General features: G+C 70.4%; 18 protein-coding genes, 1 tRNA gene and 1 pseudogene. 15 read left to right on the forward strand and 5 right to left on the reverse strand.

The window, feature by feature from the left end; genetic code table 11:
* The coding region (locus VFF97_RS08800) for a vitamin K epoxide reductase family protein (RefSeq protein ID WP_325033123.1) at positions 1–446 on the reverse strand (446 nt) is incomplete at its 3' end.
* 316 nt (positions 447–762) lie between these two features.
* Between VFF97_RS08800 and VFF97_RS08805 the strand changes: the two genes are divergently transcribed.
* Complete coding sequence (locus VFF97_RS08805; protein ID WP_325033124.1) at positions 763–3,321, forward strand: Rne/Rng family ribonuclease; 2,559 nt, start codon at positions 763–765, stop codon at positions 3,319–3,321.
* 30 nt (positions 3,322–3,351) lie between these two features.
* Here VFF97_RS08805 and VFF97_RS08810 read toward each other — a convergent pair whose 3' ends face one another.
* Positions 3,352–3,618 carry a DUF4031 domain-containing protein gene (locus VFF97_RS08810; RefSeq protein ID WP_325033125.1) on the reverse strand — a complete coding sequence of 89 codons (267 nt, stop codon included), beginning with the start codon at positions 3,616–3,618 and terminating at the stop codon, positions 3,352–3,354.
* Between the two features lie 173 nt (positions 3,619–3,791).
* Between VFF97_RS08810 and rplU the strand changes: the two genes are divergently transcribed.
* The 9 genes from rplU (at position 3,792) to rsfS (ending at position 10,767) form a co-directional block, all read left to right on the forward strand.
* Positions 3,792–4,100 carry a 50S ribosomal protein L21 gene (gene rplU, locus VFF97_RS08815; RefSeq protein ID WP_325033126.1) on the forward strand — a complete coding sequence of 103 codons (309 nt, stop codon included), beginning with the start codon at positions 3,792–3,794 and terminating at the stop codon, positions 4,098–4,100.
* Positions 4,101–4,118: 18 nt separating this feature from the next.
* Complete coding sequence (gene rpmA / locus VFF97_RS08820) at positions 4,119–4,376, forward strand: 50S ribosomal protein L27 (protein WP_325033127.1); 258 nt, start codon at positions 4,119–4,121, stop codon at positions 4,374–4,376.
* A gap of 114 nt (positions 4,377–4,490) precedes the next feature.
* Complete coding sequence (gene obgE / locus VFF97_RS08825; protein ID WP_325033128.1) at positions 4,491–6,020, forward strand: GTPase ObgE; 1,530 nt, start codon at positions 4,491–4,493, stop codon at positions 6,018–6,020.
* Positions 6,017–6,874 carry a glutamate 5-kinase gene (proB, locus tag VFF97_RS08830; protein WP_325033129.1) on the forward strand — a complete coding sequence of 286 codons (858 nt, stop codon included), beginning with the start codon at positions 6,017–6,019 and terminating at the stop codon, positions 6,872–6,874. Before obgE ends, proB begins: the two co-directional genes overlap by 4 nt.
* A complete protein-coding gene (locus VFF97_RS08835; protein ID WP_325033130.1) occupies positions 6,871–8,133 on the forward strand; it encodes a glutamate-5-semialdehyde dehydrogenase in 1,263 nt (420 codons plus the stop codon). Before proB ends, VFF97_RS08835 begins: the two co-directional genes overlap by 4 nt.
* A gap of 52 nt (positions 8,134–8,185) precedes the next feature.
* The gene (locus VFF97_RS08840; protein ID WP_325033131.1) at positions 8,186–8,410 is read left to right on the forward strand and encodes a hypothetical protein; all 225 of its coding nucleotides are present in this window, start codon (positions 8,186–8,188) and stop codon (positions 8,408–8,410) included.
* A gap of 10 nt (positions 8,411–8,420) precedes the next feature.
* Positions 8,421–9,017, forward strand: a complete 597-nt coding sequence (nadD, locus tag VFF97_RS08845) for a nicotinate-nucleotide adenylyltransferase (RefSeq protein ID WP_325033132.1) — start codon at positions 8,421–8,423, stop codon at positions 9,015–9,017.
* Positions 9,014–10,387, forward strand: coding sequence for a hypothetical protein (locus VFF97_RS08850; RefSeq protein ID WP_325033133.1), 1,374 nt, complete (start codon positions 9,014–9,016; stop codon positions 10,385–10,387). Before nadD ends, VFF97_RS08850 begins: the two co-directional genes overlap by 4 nt.
* Positions 10,387–10,767 carry a ribosome silencing factor gene (gene rsfS, locus VFF97_RS08855; protein ID WP_325033134.1) on the forward strand — a complete coding sequence of 127 codons (381 nt, stop codon included), beginning with the start codon at positions 10,387–10,389 and terminating at the stop codon, positions 10,765–10,767. Before VFF97_RS08850 ends, rsfS begins: the two co-directional genes overlap by 1 nt.
* A 30-nt stretch (positions 10,768–10,797) precedes the next feature.
* On the opposite strand, the gene VFF97_RS08860 is transcribed toward rsfS, so the two are convergent.
* A complete protein-coding gene (locus VFF97_RS08860; protein WP_325033135.1) occupies positions 10,798–11,220 on the reverse strand; it encodes a VOC family protein in 423 nt (140 codons plus the stop codon).
* Positions 11,221–11,338: 118 nt separating this feature from the next.
* On the opposite strand from VFF97_RS08860, the gene VFF97_RS08865 reads away from it, so the two are divergent.
* Positions 11,339–11,414: transfer RNA gene (locus VFF97_RS08865), tRNA-Ala, on the forward strand.
* Between the two features lie 75 nt (positions 11,415–11,489).
* On the opposite strand, the gene VFF97_RS08870 is transcribed toward VFF97_RS08865, so the two are convergent.
* Both VFF97_RS08870 and VFF97_RS08875 read right to left on the reverse strand, forming a co-directional pair.
* The gene (locus VFF97_RS08870) at positions 11,490–11,696 is read right to left on the reverse strand and encodes a hypothetical protein (RefSeq protein WP_325033136.1); all 207 of its coding nucleotides are present in this window, start codon (positions 11,694–11,696) and stop codon (positions 11,490–11,492) included.
* 126 nt (positions 11,697–11,822) lie between these two features.
* Positions 11,823–12,572 carry a peptidase M23 gene (locus VFF97_RS08875; RefSeq protein WP_325033137.1) on the reverse strand — a complete coding sequence of 250 codons (750 nt, stop codon included), beginning with the start codon at positions 12,570–12,572 and terminating at the stop codon, positions 11,823–11,825.
* A 143-nt stretch (positions 12,573–12,715) separates the two neighbouring features.
* Here VFF97_RS08875 and VFF97_RS08880 point away from each other — a divergent pair, with 143 nt between their 5' ends.
* The 4 genes and pseudogenes from VFF97_RS08880 to VFF97_RS08895 form a co-directional block, all read left to right on the forward strand.
* A complete protein-coding gene (locus tag VFF97_RS08880; protein ID WP_325033138.1) occupies positions 12,716–13,201 on the forward strand; it encodes a VOC family protein in 486 nt (161 codons plus the stop codon).
* Between the two features lie 73 nt (positions 13,202–13,274).
* Positions 13,275–13,751 carry a VOC family protein gene (locus tag VFF97_RS08885; protein ID WP_325033139.1) on the forward strand — a complete coding sequence of 159 codons (477 nt, stop codon included), beginning with the start codon at positions 13,275–13,277 and terminating at the stop codon, positions 13,749–13,751.
* Positions 13,752–13,756: 5 nt separating this feature from the next.
* Positions 13,757–14,902 (forward strand): PQQ-dependent sugar dehydrogenase, encoded by a 1,146-nt coding sequence (locus VFF97_RS08890; protein ID WP_325033140.1) that lies wholly within the window; start codon positions 13,757–13,759, stop codon positions 14,900–14,902.
* A 36-nt stretch (positions 14,903–14,938) separates the two neighbouring features.
* A pseudogene (locus tag VFF97_RS08895) lies at positions 14,939–15,276 on the forward strand (DNA alkylation response protein); the annotation flags it as partial.

The following is a 15,276-nucleotide window of genomic DNA, read 5'->3' on the forward strand; positions in this document are numbered from 1 at the left end:
AGCGTCACGACGTAGAACGACGGGATCGTCACGACCCACGTGACCATGCACCACGGGCACAGCGTTCCGATCACGAAGATGCTCTGCGCGATGAGCCAGATGACGAACACGAACGCGAACGTCATGCCGAGCTCGAACAGCCACCAGAACCACCGCGCGAAGCGCGCGCCCGCGAGGATCGCGAAGCCGACCACGATCGGCGCGACCCACCCGGCGAGCCCGATGATGGGGTTCGGGAATCCGAACACCGAGCCCTGCCACGACTCGAGGTTCTTGCCGCACTGCACGAGCGGGCTGAAGTCGCACGACGCCTGCGAGCCGGGGTTCTCGAGCAGGTGCAGGCGCTCCATCGTGAGCGAGAACGCCGCCCACCAGCCGATGACGCCGGCGATGATGAGCCACACGGCCGTGGCGGTGGGACGCGCGTGCGTCTGCGGTTCGGGCATGCGACGGATTATGGCATCGACGACTGGGCGGATGCCGCCGCATCCGCCGTGGAAACGGCGCGGACTCCCGCGAGATGGGCAAACCTCCGCGAAGGTGCGATAATGGACGGGATGTGTCGCGGCCGCGCCGCGAACACCGCATCAACGCAGACTTCGGGCGATGACAGCCCCCGCAGCGAACTCCGCCGACAGAGCCGGGTTCCGTTGCAGACCGAGTGAGTTCGCAGCACCGCCCCGGACCGGAGGGCACGGAGCGGCGCAGCACGAGATTTCGCCGGGCGGCGCGCGGTGCCGCCCCGCAGGGAGTACGCCGTAGATGGCTGATGAGAATGACACACACGCCGACCCCCGCCCCGAATCCGACGCTCCGGTAGCCGCTCCGCAGTCCGCGGACGCGGACGACGCGGCGAGCGTCGAGACCGAGGCGGTCATCGAGTCGGTCGAGGCGACCGAGGGCGACAGCGCCCCGAATGCCGCGGAGCCCGAGCAGGGCTCCGACGACGAGCCCGCGCAGGAGTCGGCCGCTCCGGCCGATCCCGCCGAGGACTCCGTCACCGAGCCGGAGCAGGCTTCCGCCGATGAGGCGGAGCAGGCGGCCGAGTCGCCGGTCGAGCCCGAGACGGATGCCGCGCCCCCGGGCGCTGAGCCGGCCGAGACGCCGGCGACCACGGAGTCCGCCGAGACGCCGGCCGCCACGGAGTCGGCCGAGACGCCGGAGGGCGCCGAGGAAGCGCCGGCGTCCGAGAGCGACGCGCCGGAGGGCTCGTCGGAAGACGCCGAGCCCGTGGCCGAGGAGACCTCACCCGCGCCGCCGACCGCGCAGAGCCTCGGCCTGCTGCCCGAGGTGTTCGTGTCGGCGGTCTCCACCGAGCTCCACTTCTACGCGCCGGAGATCACGCTCCTGCCGCCCAGGCAGAGCCCGCAGCGCGACGATGACAACGGATCGTCCGGGTCGCGTCGTCGCCGCCGCCGCGGCGGCGGGGGAGAAGGGCGCGACGACGCATCCGACTCTTCGAAGGATTCGGGCGACCAGCCCGCCCCGCGCAAGCAGCGCGCCGTCGAGCTCATCACCGAGCCGCAGCGCATCAAGGGCTCGACGCGCCTCGAGGCGAAGAAGCAGCGTCGCCGCGACGGCCGTGAGGCCGGGCGTCGCCGTGCGGTCGTGACCGAGGCGGAGTTCCTCGCGCGCCGCGAGGCGGTCGACCGCGAGATGATCGTGCGCTCGAAGAACGGCCGCATCCAGATCGCGGTGCTCGAAGACAAGGTGCTCGTCGAGCACTACGTCGCGCGCAACCAGGACGCGTCGCTCATCGGCAACGTGTACCTCGGCCGCGTGCAGAACGTGCTGCCGAGCATGGAGGCCGCGTTCGTCGACATCGGCCGCGGCCGCAACGCCGTGCTGTACTCGGGCGAGGTGGACTGGGACGCGGTCGAGACCGGCAACCAGCCGCGTCGGATCGAGCTCGCGCTCAAGACGGGCGATCGCGTGCTCGTGCAGGTCACGAAGGACCCGGTCGGCCACAAGGGCGCGCGCCTGACGAGCCAGATCTCCCTCCCGGGCAGGTACCTCGTGTACGTGCCGGGCGGTGCCATGAACGGAATCTCGCGCAAGCTGCCCGACACCGAGCGCGCGCGTCTCAAGAAGATCCTCAAGGAGGTGCTCCCCGAGTCGTCGGGCGTCATCGTGCGCACGGCGGCCGAGGGCGCAACCGAGGAGCAGCTCACGCGCGATGTGCAGCGCCTCACCAACCAGTGGGAGCACATCTCGAAGCAGGTCGAGACGATCCAGGCTCCGGCGCTGCTGCACTCCGAGCCCGACCTCCTGGTCAAGATCGTCCGCGACGTCTTCAACGAGGACTTCTCGCGCATGCTCATCCAGGGCGACGACGCGCACCACACCATCACGAAGTACCTCGAGTCGGTCGCGCCCGACCTGCTCGAGCGGGTCGAGCGCTACGAGGGCGACGGCGACCCGTTCGACGAGTTCCGCATCACCGAGCAGATCGAGAAGGCGCTCGACCGCAAGGTGTGGCTGCCGTCCGGTGGTTCGCTCGTGATCGACCGCACCGAGGCGATGACGGTCATCGACGTCAACACGGGCAAGTTCGTCGGCTCGGGCGGCAACCTCGAAGAGACGGTCACCAAGAACAACCTCGAAGCGGCCGAGGAGATCGTCCGCCAGTTGCGGCTGCGCGACATCGGCGGCATCATCGTCGTCGACTTCATCGACATGGTGCTCGAGTCCAATCGCGACCTCGTGCTGCGCCGCCTCGTCGAGTGCCTGAGCCGTGACCGCACGAAGCACCAGGTCGCCGAGGTGACCTCGCTCGGCCTCGTGCAGATGACGCGCAAGAAGCTCGGCCTCGGCCTGCTCGAGACCTTCAGCGAGCCGTGCGAGGTGTGCGCGGGCCGCGGTCTCATCGTGCACCACGACCCGGTGGTCAAGCACCGCGCGTCGGCGAGCTCGCAGGGCGGACGCCGTTCGTCGCGCCAGAGCGGCGGCTCGTCGCAGCCCGGCGCCGGCACGCATGTGATCACCGAGGGCGTCAAGTCCGCCCTCGCCCAGATCGCGGCGTCGACGATCCACCACACCGAGGAGGAGGCGCGCGAGCAGGCGGCCTCCGAGCCGATCGTGCCGCTTCCGGTCGTCGAGAAGGCGGACAAGCCCGCGAAGGCCGACAAGCCGGAGCGCAAGAAGCGCAAGAAGAAGTCGGATGCCCCGGCAACGCCCAAGACCGAGAAGGAGCTCCTGCTCGACTCGGTGCTCAACGCGCTCCCCGAGCCGAAGGCTCCGGGGCAGGGGCGGGCACGCCGCCGCGTGACGACCGCCGCCCTGACGGGGACGCCGGTCTCGCACACGCCCTCCGACGACTGACGCGGCGCGGGCCTCCTCCGGGATGGAGGCTCAGCGCCGGTCGCGTGCGCGCACGCGCAGTCCCGATGCGATGAGCGCCCGTACGAGCGTGTGGGCGCTCACGTGCCGGGCGCCCGCCGCCACGAGGCGCGCGTGCGCCTCATCCGGCACGTCGTAGTGGTCGAGGTCGAATCCACGGCGCGGAATGCCGTTCGCTGCGGCGAACGCGTGCAACTCGTCGAGGTCCGAGTCGCTGACCAAGTGCGCCCACAGGCGCCCGTGAGCGGGCCACTGGGGGTCGTCGATCAGGATCGCCACGCGCCGATCCTATGCATGCGGAACGGGTGGAGGGGCCGCGGCGGCACAGGGTGGGTGCTTTTGCCAAGGGTATGAGGCATCCGGTAAAGTAGTCCTTTGGTGCGTCGAGACATCCGCGCCACGTCTTTCATGACATCCCGAGCGCGTGCGCTCCCAGAAGAAACAGGTGTGAAGTGGTTTACGCAGTTGTGCGCGCCGGCGGGCGACAGGAGAAGGTCGAGGTCGGCTCGATCGTCGTTCTCGATCGCCAGGCCGCGAAGGTCGGCGACAAGATCGAGCTGCCCGCCGTGCTGTTCGTCGACGGCGACTCCGTCACGACCGACGCCGACAAGCTCGCGAAGGTCACGGTGACCGCCGAGGTTCTCGGTGAGGAGCGCGGCCCGAAGATCGTGATCCAGAAGTTCAAGAACAAGACCGGCTACAAGAAGCGCCAGGGCCACCGTCAGGAGCTCACGCGCGTCAAGGTCACCGGCATCAAGTAAGCCAGGAGAGACGCAGAGATGGCACACAAGAAGGGCGCAAGCTCCACCCGCAACGGTCGTGACTCGAACGCCCAGCGCCTCGGCGTGAAGCGCTTCGGCGGCCAGGTCGTCAACGCCGGCGAGATCCTCGTCCGCCAGCGCGGCACGCACTTCCACCCCGGCGTCAACGTCGGCCGTGGCGGCGACGACACGCTGTTCGCCCTCGCGGCGGGTGCTGTCGAGTTCGGCACCAAGGGCGGCCGCAAGGTCGTCAACATCGTCGCGACCGCGGAGTGATCCGGGCGCTTCGACAGGACTTACGGTGAGGGGCGGGCTTCGGCTCGCCCCTCACTGCGCATAATCAGGAACATCGCCCGCCCGCACGGCCGGCGCACAGCAGGAGGAGACGGCATGGTCACATTCGTCGACCGCGTCACGCTGCACCTGCGTGCCGGCAAGGGGGGCAACGGCTGCGTGTCGGTGCGCCGCGAGAAGTTCAAGCCGCTGGCCGGCCCCGACGGCGGCAACGGCGGTCACGGCGGCGACATCGTGCTCGTCGCCGACCCGCAGGTGACGACGCTTCTGTCGTACCACCACTCGCCGCACCGCTCCGCCGGCAACGGCGGCTTCGGCATGGGCGACAACCGGTCGGGCGCGCACGGCGAGTCCCTCGAGCTGCCGGTGCCCGTCGGCACGGTCGTGAAGGACCCGTCGGGCGAGGTCCTCGTCGACATGATCGAGCCCGGCATGCGCTTCGTCGTCGCACCGGGCGGTCTCGGCGGCCTCGGCAACGCGGCCCTCGCATCTCCCAAGCGCAAGGCCCCGGGCTTCGCGCTGCTCGGCACGCCGGGCTGGGAGGGCGACGTCATCCTCGAACTCAAGACGGTCGCCGACGTCGCTCTCGTCGGCTTCCCGTCGGCGGGCAAGTCGAGCCTCATCGCGGCCGTCTCCGCCGCGCGACCCAAGATCGCCGACTACCCGTTCACGACGCTGCATCCGAACCTCGGCGTCGTCCAGGCCGGCGACGTGCGTTACACCGTCGCCGATGTTCCCGGCCTCATCGAGGGCGCGAGCGAGGGCAAGGGGCTCGGGCTCGAGTTCCTGCGGCACGTCGAGCGGTGCACGGCGCTCGTGCACGTGCTCGACTGCGCGACGCTCGAACCGGGTCGCGACCCGCTCACCGACCTCGACGTGATCCTCGCGGAGCTCGCCGCATACCCCGTGCCGGAGGGTCAGGTGCCGCTGCTCGAGCGGCCCCAGCTCATCGCGCTCAACAAGGTCGACGTCCCCGAGGCGAAGGATCTCGCCGACCTCGTGCGCCCCGACCTCGAGGAGCGCGGCTACCGTGTGTTCGAGATCTCGACGGTCAGCCACGAGGGGCTCCGTCAACTCACGTTCGCGCTCGCTCAGATCGTCGCCGAGCACCGTGCGGCCGAAGCGGTCAAGCCCGCCCCCGAGCGCATCGTCATCCGGCCGAAGGGCGCGGAGCAGGAGTTCACCGTGCGCGTCGAGGGGGGCACGTACGGCCCGGTGTACCGCGTGCGCGGCGCGAAGCCCGAGCGCTGGGTGCAGCAGACCGACTTCCAGAACGACGAGGCCGTCGGCTACCTCGCCGACCGCCTCGAGCGCCTCGGCGTCGAGGAGGAGCTCTACCGCGTGGGCGCGACACCGGGCTCGACCGTCATCATCGGCGGCGACGACGGCGTCGTGTTCGACTGGCAGCCGTCGCTGTCGTCCGTGGCCGAGCTCATGACCGCGCCGCGCGGCACCGATCCGCGGCTGGACGGGTCCACGCGACGCACGACGGCGGAGCGTCGCGAGCGGTACCACGAGCGCATGGACGCGAAGGCCGAGGCGCGTGCCGAGCTCGAGGCCGAGCGCCTCGCCGCGCGCGCGTACGACATCGACGAGATCGACGACATCGACGAGGAGGATGAGTGAGCGCAGCCGAACGACAGGACATCCCCGGGTCGCGCCGGGTGGTCGTGAAGGTGGGATCGTCATCGATCAGCGGTGACAACGCCCCTCGCATCCAGTCCATCGTCGAGGCGCTCGCCGCCGCGCATGCGCGCGGCACCGAGGTCGTCCTCGTGTCGTCGGGAGCGATCGCCACCGGCATGCCGTTCCTGTCGCTCGAGGAGCGGCCCACCGACCTCGCGACGCAGCAGGCGGCCGCCGCCGTCGGCCAGAACGTCCTCATCTACCGGTACCAGGAGGCGCTGCGGCCGTTCCGCGTCGTCGCCGGCCAGGTGCTCCTCACCGCCGGCGACCTCGAGAACCCGACCCATCGCTCGAACGCGCGCCGCGCCATGGAGCGCCTCCTCGGACTGCGCATCCTTCCGATCGTCAACGAGAACGACACGGTCGCCACGCACGAGATCCGATTCGGCGACAACGACCGTCTCGCGGCGCTCGTGGCGCAGCTCATCGGGGCGGATGCCCTCGTGCTGCTCAGCGACATCGAGGCGCTTTACACGCGTCCGCCGGAAGAGCCCGACGCGCGGCCCATCCACCGCATCGCGTACGGCGAGGACCTGCACGACTTCGAGTTCGGCTCGGTCGTGGTCAACAGCGTGGGAACCGGGGGAGCGGCGACCAAGGTCTCCGCGGCGCGGCTGGCCGCGGCATCCGGTGTCGGCGTCCTCGTCACGAGCGCCGACCTCGTCGGCCGCGCCCTCGCCGGCGACGAGATCGGAACGTGGTTCGCACCGAACCCCGAACCGGCCTGGCCCGCCGGCACAGGCCCGCTGCGCACGATCGCGACCTCTCTGCCCGCCGATAAACTGGCGAGATGACCGCCACCACCGCGACGACCGCCCGCGACCGCATGCTGCTCGCGAAGGAGGCCGCTCGCAGCGTGGGGCGCCTGACCGACGCCGAGAAGCGCGACGCGCTGCTCGCGATCGCCGATGCCATCGAGGCGGCGGCCCCGGCGATCGTCGCCGCGAACGCCGAGGACCTCGAACGCGGGCGGACCACCGGTCTCAGCACCGCCCTCCAGGACCGTCTGCGCCTGGACGAGCCGCGCGTGGCCGCGCTGGCGGCGGCGGTGCGCGACGTCGCGGCACTGCCCGATCCGGTCGGCCGCGTGCTCGACGAGCGCGTGCTGCCGAACGGCGTGGCGCTCGCGAAGGTCTCGGTGCCGTTCGGGGTCGTGGGCTCGATCTACGAGGCTCGCCCGAACGTGACGGTCGACATCGCCGCCCTCGCCCTGCGGTCGGGCAACGCCGTCGTGCTGCGCGGCGGCACCGCCGCCGAGCTCACGAACGCCGCGCTCGTCGACGCGATGCGCGAAGCACTCGCCGCTCGCGGCATCGACCCCGAGGCGATCCAGACGGTCGACTCGTTCGGGCGCGAGGGCGCGCGCGAGCTCATGCATGCGCGCGGCATCGTCGACGTGCTCGTGCCACGAGGGAGCGCGCAGCTCATCGAGACCGTCGTCACCGAGTCATCCGTCCCGGTCATCGAGACCGGCGCCGGGGTCGTCCACATCGTGCTCGACGCGAGCGCCCCGCTCGAGTGGGCGCGCGACATCGTCGTCAACGCGAAGGTCCAGCGACCGAGCGTGTGCAACGCGGTCGAGACCGTGCTCGTGCACCGCGCCGCCGCCGAGCGTCTCGTGTCGCCGGTCGTCGCGGCGCTCCAGGAGAAGGGCGTGACCGTGCACGGCGACGACCGCGTGTCGGCGCTCGCCGAGGGCGTCGTGCCCGCGACCGACGACGACTGGGCGACGGAGTACCTGAGCCTCGACGTGTCGATGCGAGTGGTCGACGATCTCGACGAGGCGCTCGCGCACATCCGCCGCTACTCGACGCACCACACCGAGTCGATCATCACGCAGGACGACGCGAGCGCGGAGCGGTTCCTGGCCGAGGTCGACTCGGCCGTCGTCATGGCGAACGCGTCCACTCGCTTCACCGACGGCGGGGAGTTCGGATTCGGCGCCGAGGTCGGCATCTCGACGCAGAAGCTTCACGCGCGCGGACCGATGGGCCTCGCGGAGCTCACGAGCACGAAGTGGATCGCGCGCGGTTCCGGACAGGTTCGCGAGTGAGGCTTAGACTGGACGGGCGCGCCACCCGGCGCACGATGGAAACGGAGCCCGAATGACCCTCGCCTCGCTGATCGCGTTCGCAGCAGAAGAGACCGAGCACACCGGCAACGTCGCTGCCGAGACGGCGGTGTACGGGATCGTCGCGCTCGTCATCTTCACGCTCCTCGCGTTCGTGACGCTCTCGTACCGCAACGTGGCCAACCGCCACTCGCCGAAGGCGGAGGCCTACGCGCGCGCTCACGCGAACGACGTCCAGCGGGTGGAACACGGCCACTAGGCCGCACTGGATGTCGGGTGAACGAGCCCCGCGGATCGGGGTCATGGGTGGGACGTTCGATCCCATCCACCATGGGCACCTGGTCGCCGCGAGCGAGGTCGCTCAGTCGTTCGATCTCGATGAGGTCGTGTTCGTGCCGACGGGCCAGCCGTGGCAGAAGCACGACGTGTCGGCCGCGGAGCACCGCTATCTCATGACGGTCATCGCGACCGCCTCCAACCCGCGCTTCACCGTCAGCCGGGTCGACATCGATCGCGAGGGCCCCACCTTCACGATCGACACGCTGCGAGACCTCAAAGCCGAGCGCCCGACTGCTGAGCTCTTCTTCATCACGGGCGCAGACGCCATAGCGCAAATTCTCAGTTGGAGAGACCATGATGAGTTGTGGGACCTCGCCCACTTCGTCGCCGTCTCGCGTCCGGGCCATGTGCTGAGCACAGACGGACTGCCGAGCGACGATGTGAGTCAGCTCGAGGTTCCAGCCCTCGCCATCTCGTCGACGGACTGCCGGGATCGCGTCCGTCGCGGTCACCCGGTGTGGTATCTCGTGCCCGACGGGGTCGTCCAATACATTGCGAAGCATCATCTTTACCGGAGCAAGGAATGAGTACACCCGAGCAGCCGGCTACTCCAGCACTCACACGAAAGCAGTTGCGCCAGATCCGCAACACCGGTGCGACGCCGATCGTGACGACGGATGCCGCGCCCGCCGACACTCCCGCAGCTCCCACGCCGCCGGTGACCTCGGCCCCCATCGCCCGCCCGGATCAGTCTGCTCCGGCGCCCTCCGCGCCGACCCCCGCGACTCCGGCGCCTTCTGCTCCGCCTGTCGCTTCGACTCCCGTCGTCCCGCTCGCGCGCCCGGCCGACCCGCCCGTTCTGCCCCCGCCGCCCGTCGCCGACTCCGCGGTCGACCTGGGTGTCGCGCCCCTCACGCGCCGCCAGGCGCGCCAGCAGGAGCGCATTCGCACGGCATCCGTTCCGGTGATTACGCCTGAGATCGCGTCGGGCTACACGTCGGCGCCGACCGACGCGCCGGCAGCCGCGAAACCGGATGCCGCGCCCCCCGCCGCGTCGCAGGCGCCAGCCGCCGAGCAGCCCGCTCGCGTCTGGCCGGTGAGGCCCGCGGAGACGCCGACCCCGAAGCCGCCCACCTTCGGCAGCTCCGCCACGCCGAAGTCGCCGTTGTTCGGTGCTCCGGCTCCCGCCCCGCAGGCGCCCATGTTCGGCACTCCGGCTCCTGCGCCGCAGACGCCGGCCCCGCAGACGCCTGCTCCGCGGGCCGAGCCGTCGAGCGAAACGGGCGAGAGTGGTGTGCCGTCGTGGCTGCTCAGCGCCGCAGGGGTGACCGAGGAGCACGAAGCCGAGCAGGCTGCGCCCGCCGCGCCGTCGGCGCCGGCGGCCGCGGCGTCCGCCCCGACGCCGACATTCGAGCCCGCACCGCAGCGTCCTGCTGACCAGTCAGCGGCATCGTCGGGGGAGAGGGGCGTCAACTCCCAGCTCGGAGCAGGCCTGCTCGCCGAAGGTGCGCCGAACGTCGTGCTTCCGCCGTCATTCGACGAGCTCATCACGTCGGCGTCGACGAGCGGGTCGACGGGCACGCCGAACGCACTCATCGTGCCGCAGCCCGACCAGTCCGGCATCGTGGCGCCGGTCGCCGCGACAGGTGAGGTGCTCGTCACGGGCACGTTCAACCTGCCCGAGGGGCTCGGCTCGACGGGGGCGATCCCCGGCACGGCCGACGGCAAGGAGGTCGACGCGGTGCTTGTGGACGGCGAGCTGCCCGCTCATTCGTCGCCCACGCCGATCGCTGCGAGCGCCGCGATCAGCACCGTCAAGACGCCCGGTGAGATCATCAAACCGCCCGCACCCGAGAAGGGCAGCCGACTCATGATCTCGCTCGCGATCACGGCGGGCGCCCTCGCGCTCGCGCTGGTCGGCGTCCTGATCCTCGCCTTCGTGACAGGAGTTCTTTGATGACGGCGACCGACCAGGCGCGCGAGATGCTCGCGATCGCGGCGGCTGCCGCGGACTCGAAGGGCGGCGAGGACCTCGTCGCCCTCGACGTATCAGGACCGCTTCCGCTCGTCGACATCTTCCTGCTCGTGTCGGGTCGGAGTGAGCGCAACGTCGCGGCGATCGCGGACGAGATCGAGGAGAAGCTGCTCGAGGCGGGCTACAAGCGCCTGCGCCGCGAAGGGCGCACGGAGGCTCGCTGGGTGCTGCTCGACTTCGGCGACCTCGTGGTGCACGTGTTCCACGAGCAGGAGCGCGTCTATTACGGGCTGGAGCGCCTGTGGAAGGACTGCCCGATCGTGCCCGTGGAGGTCAAGCAGGGCGCATCCGCCGACGACTGATCCGGCGCCCGCGGGCGCACGGCTCGAGTTCTACTGCAGGCAGAACTCGTTGCCTTCGGGGTCGCGCAACTGGTAATACCGCTCGGGCCACGGGCCCCATGTCTGTTCGACGAGACGCACGACCTCGGCTCCGAGCGCCACGAGCCGGTCCTTCTCGGCATCGAGAGCCGCCTCATCGCCCGGCTCACGGACGACGTTGATGTCGAGATGGATCCGATTCCGGCCCGACTTCGCCTCGGACGCGTGATGGAAGAAGAGGCGCGGTCCCTTGCCCTCAGGATCTTCGGCGAGCCCTCGCTTCGCCAGGTCCGCTTCGGTGAGACCGGAGTCGAGCAGCTGCTGGCGCAGTTCGCCGTCGAACTCGCGGTAGGGGTAGCCGAACACCTCGGACCAGAACCGTGCGAGCGTGGGCGGGTCGTCGGCGTAGAACGTGATGTTGCCGAGCTTGATCATGGATTTCCCTTCGACGAGGTCACACTATGGGAGCCGTCCGACACCCGTCGTGGTTCGAGACACGGTTGCGCGTGTAGTAGAGTGGACGAGTTGTTCCGAGCGGTTCGGAGCGGCATCCGGGCCTGTGGCGCAGCTGGTAGCGCACCTGCATGGCATGCAGGGGGTCAGGGGTTCGAGTCCCCTCAGGTCCACCATCTTCGACTCTCCTGCGCCCAGCTCAATCGGCGCTCGCACAGGGCGATTCCGGTGCGGACGGTCCAACGGCAGCCTCAACGTCCGGCGTTCACAAGGTGCACCACGGCGACGACCCCGGCGGTGATCGGGCCGTACACGAGCACCACGAACACGGTCGCGTAGAGCAGTCCGCGCAGAACGGCCGTGCCCTCCGCGCGCTCCCGCTCGTACGACCGCCCCGGAAGCGTCGCCGCGACGGCCGGCGAGGGGGTGGGGAGCGGGGGAGCGGTCATCGTGTCCATGAGTCATCCGTGCGCGGTGGGCGCACAGATGTCGTCATCACGTGCCGCGCATGTCGAGTTCACCAGACTGACCTGGCCGAGCCCCCCATAAACGCCGAGTTCGCGTTCTCAGGGAGCAGTGGGAAATCACTCGCCGCAGCCGACGCCGCGGTCGCGGAGTTCGTCGACGACCTGCACAGCACCCGTCCAGTACTTCGCGTAATGCTCGGGGTCGCGGTTGATCTGCGTGCGATGTGCGACGATCGTCGGCTCGAGCTGCTGGCGCTCGGGATCGGGCACCTTCCGGAGCATCGCCTGGAAGAAGATCGTCGCCGAGGTGTACGGGTCGAGACGCTGCTCGCGGGTGCCCCAGCCGTCCTGCTGCTGGAACAGGCCGATGGACGTCGTCGGAGACCCGTCGGGATTGGTGACTCCGCTGGTCTCCCAATCCCCGTACTCGATGTTGCGGAGCGACGATTCGCCCATCGCGGTCATGACCCCGATGGCCTGGTCGCGGGTGCCGAGGCCGAGATCGCACGCGGCGGTGACGATCGTGCCCGCGTTGGCGAGCTGCTCGTCGTCGTAGCGGGCGAGCGTGTCGAACGGACCCGGGTCGGTGATGGCGTCGCCGATGCCGCCGAGTCCGGTGCCGAGATCGCTCAGTGCGCGTGCAGCCAGGCCGACGATCACGATGACCGAGATCACGGCGGCGACGGCGAGGGCGGATGCGGCGGTGATCAGCGCGATCCGCCACCGGCGGGCGCGCTGCGCTTTGCGACGGCGCTGAGCCGGCGTGGCGCGTCGCGGGCTGCGCGCGTGGGCGCGTTTCGCCCCTGTTCGGCGCCGGGCGGATGCTGCGCGGCGCGTACCGGATGCGGGTTTCGCCGAGCGCGCCATGTACCGATTGTCGCAGGCACCTCGATGCGCCACCTGTGGCTGCCGCGTCGGATCCCGATCGGCAACGGCACGTCATCCTGATCGGCGTCCGTTCGAGGATGCGGGATTGACCTTGACGCAGCGTCAACCCCCATCCTCGGTCCATGAGCACATCACCGGAACTCCAAGAGGGCATCACCCGTGACATCTACGGGATGCCGATGTTCGTGTCGCTCGCGGTCGCCGACGTGCGGGCGGCGGCCGCGTGGTTCACGACGGCGCTCGATTTCATCGAGCTCTTCGCGATGCCGCCCGGCGATGCCCCCGCGCTCATCCACCTGCGGCGCTGGCGGTATCAGGACATCCTGCTTCGTCGAGGATCCGCCGATGCCGTGGTCGGGAGCGGAATGCAGTTGTCGATCGCCGCGACCTTCGACGAGCTCGACGCGCTGGCGGCGCGTGCGCGCAGCGTGGCCGGCACCGCCGTCGAGGGACCGGCTGACACCGCCTGGAACACCCGCGATCTCACCGTCACGAGTCCCCAGGGGCTGCGCATCGTCTACACCGCTCGGCGCCCGGAGCCGCTGCGGGATGCCGCGTTCAGCGCCGACATGAACCGGTGGGCTGCCGAGCAGCTGCCGCGGGGGTGACGGATGCCGCGGGGGTGCGGCATCCGTCGTCCCCTCCCTTGCGCCGCCGCGACCGCAGGGGAAGTCTGAGTCCATGAGCGATGTCACGCCGTTCCTGTGGTTCGACGACGACGCCGAGGAGGCGATCGCGTTCTACACGTCGCTGATCCCGGACTCCGAGGTCGTGTCGGTCGGCAAGTACCCCGACGAGGTCCCGGGCATGGGGGGCAAGGTCATGCACGCGCATTTCCGCCTGGCCGGGCGCGACTACTACGCGATGGACGCGGGTCCGCAGTTCCCCTTCACCGAGGCGATCTCGCTGTACGTGTCGTGCAAGAGCCAGGAGGAGGTCGACCGCTACTGGGCGGCGCTGACGGCGGACGGCGGGCAGGAGCAGCCGTGCGGCTGGCTCAAGGACCGATGGGGGCTCTCGTGGCAGATCGTGCCGGACCGCCTCATCGAGCTCATCCGTGACCCTGATCCCGATCGCTCGCACCGCGCCGTCGAGGCGATGCTCTCGATGACGAAGATCGACATCGAGACCGTCGAGCGCGCAGCCGACGGCGTATGACACGGATGCGACGCGCGCTCGCGGCGGCGCTGCTGGCCGCGGCGGTGGGTGCGACATGCGCGTGCGCTCCGTCGACTCCTCCCCAGCCCGTGCCGCCGACCGCTCCGCGGACATCGGCCCCGAGCGCGAGCCCGACCACCTCCGGGCCGGCGGAAGGATGGTGGGCACCGCAGGGCGCTCCTGAGACGCTCGCGACGGGACTTCGCTCTCCGTGGTCGGTGGTGCCGTTCGAGTCCGGGGGAGCGCTCATCAGCCAGCGCGACGACGGGCGCATCCTCGAGCTCACACCGTCGGGCGAGCTGCGCGATGCGGGGGCCATTCCGGGTGTCATGGCGGGCGGTGAGGCCGGACTGCACGGCCTCGCGGTGTGGGAGGAGGGGGACTCGCGGTGGCTGTACGCGTATCACGGTGCGAGCGACGACAACCGGGTGGTGCGGATGCCGCTCACCGGCGACACCGGGTCGCTCGCGCTGGGCGAGCCGGAGGTCGTCTTCTCCGGCATCGCGCGAGCGGGCAACCACAACGGCGGCCGCATCGCGTTCGGCCCAGACGAGCTGCTCTACGTGACGACGGGCGATGCGTCGAACCGCGACTCGTCGCAGGATCCGGACTCGCCGAACGGCAAGATCCTGCGGCTCACGCCCGAAGGCGACGCGGCTCCGGGCAATCCGTTCGGCAACGCCGTGTGGAGCCTCGGGCACCGCAACGTGCAGGGCATCGCGTGGACGTCCGACGGCACGATGTGGGCGAGCGAGTTCGGCCAGAACTCGTGGGACGAGCTGAACCGCATCGAACCGGGCGGGAACTACGGCTGGCCCGTCGTCGAGGGGGTCGGCGGGGATGGCCGCTTCGTCGAGCCGGTTGCGACGTGGACCACGGCCGAGGCGAGTCCGAGCGGCATCGCGGCGGTCGGAGACACGGTGTTCATCGCGGGGCTCCGCGGCTCACGCCTCTGGATCGTCGACACAGAAGCGGGCGCTGTTGCGCACGATCCGGTCGCCGTGCTCGTGGGCGAGCAGGGACGTCTGCGCGATGCCGTCGTCGCGTCGGACGGATCCCTGTGGGTGCTCACGAACAACACCGACGGGCGCGGATCGCCCCGCCCGGAAGACGACATCCTCCTGCGCCTGTCGATCGCGCCGGTCGGCTGACGTGTCGCCGTCGGCACACGACGGTACGGTGAACTCGTGACCCACGAGGTGACCAATCAAGCGCCCCCACGCGTCGACGTCGACGAGTACGGCTCGAATGCGCCGCTCACCGAGGCGGTACGTGCCTTCGGCGCCGAATGGGCGGATGCCGCGCTCCGCGACGCGGGGCGCCTCACCGGGTCCGCGGACTTCCAGACCGACGCCGAGCGCGCGAACAGGCACGAGCCCGAGCTGCGCGCGCACGACCGGTGGGGTCGCCGCATCGACGAGGTCGAGTACGACCCGTCGTACCACCGCGTGATCCGCGAGGCGGTCGCGCGCGGTGCGCACACGTCTGCGTGGGCCGAGCCGGTGCCGGGGTCGAGCGTCTCCCG

It is taken from the genome of Microbacterium sp. (genome assembly GCF_035687345.1).
Lineage (GTDB): Bacteria > Actinomycetota > Actinomycetes > Actinomycetales > Microbacteriaceae > Microbacterium.

What these genes read in the sequence shown, in the direction of transcription:
- VFF97_RS08805 (WP_325033124.1), top strand. Translation starts at nt 763, where the DNA reads ATGGCTGATGAGAATGACACACACGCCGACCCCCGCCCCGAATCCGAC.
- rpmA (WP_325033127.1), top strand. Translation starts at nt 4,119, where the DNA reads ATGGCACACAAGAAGGGCGCAAGCTCCACCCGCAACGGTCGTGACTCG.
- obgE (WP_325033128.1), top strand. Translation starts at nt 4,491, where the DNA reads ATGGTCACATTCGTCGACCGCGTCACGCTGCACCTGCGTGCCGGCAAG.
- VFF97_RS08835 (WP_325033130.1), top strand. Translation starts at nt 6,871, where the DNA reads ATGACCGCCACCACCGCGACGACCGCCCGCGACCGCATGCTGCTCGCG.
- VFF97_RS08840 (WP_325033131.1), top strand. Translation starts at nt 8,186, where the DNA reads ATGACCCTCGCCTCGCTGATCGCGTTCGCAGCAGAAGAGACCGAGCAC.
- nadD (WP_325033132.1), top strand. Translation starts at nt 8,421, where the DNA reads ATGTCGGGTGAACGAGCCCCGCGGATCGGGGTCATGGGTGGGACGTTC.
- VFF97_RS08850 (WP_325033133.1), top strand. Translation starts at nt 9,014, where the DNA reads ATGAGTACACCCGAGCAGCCGGCTACTCCAGCACTCACACGAAAGCAG.
- rsfS (WP_325033134.1), top strand. Translation starts at nt 10,387, where the DNA reads ATGACGGCGACCGACCAGGCGCGCGAGATGCTCGCGATCGCGGCGGCT.
- VFF97_RS08860 (WP_325033135.1), bottom strand. Translation starts at nt 11,220, where the DNA reads ATGATCAAGCTCGGCAACATCACGTTCTACGCCGACGACCCGCCCACG.
- VFF97_RS08870 (WP_325033136.1), bottom strand. Translation starts at nt 11,696, where the DNA reads ATGGACACGATGACCGCTCCCCCGCTCCCCACCCCCTCGCCGGCCGTC.
- VFF97_RS08875 (WP_325033137.1), bottom strand. Translation starts at nt 12,572, where the DNA reads ATGGCGCGCTCGGCGAAACCCGCATCCGGTACGCGCCGCGCAGCATCC.
- VFF97_RS08880 (WP_325033138.1), top strand. Translation starts at nt 12,716, where the DNA reads ATGAGCACATCACCGGAACTCCAAGAGGGCATCACCCGTGACATCTAC.
- VFF97_RS08885 (WP_325033139.1), top strand. Translation starts at nt 13,275, where the DNA reads ATGAGCGATGTCACGCCGTTCCTGTGGTTCGACGACGACGCCGAGGAG.
- VFF97_RS08890 (WP_325033140.1), top strand. Translation starts at nt 13,757, where the DNA reads ATGCGACGCGCGCTCGCGGCGGCGCTGCTGGCCGCGGCGGTGGGTGCG.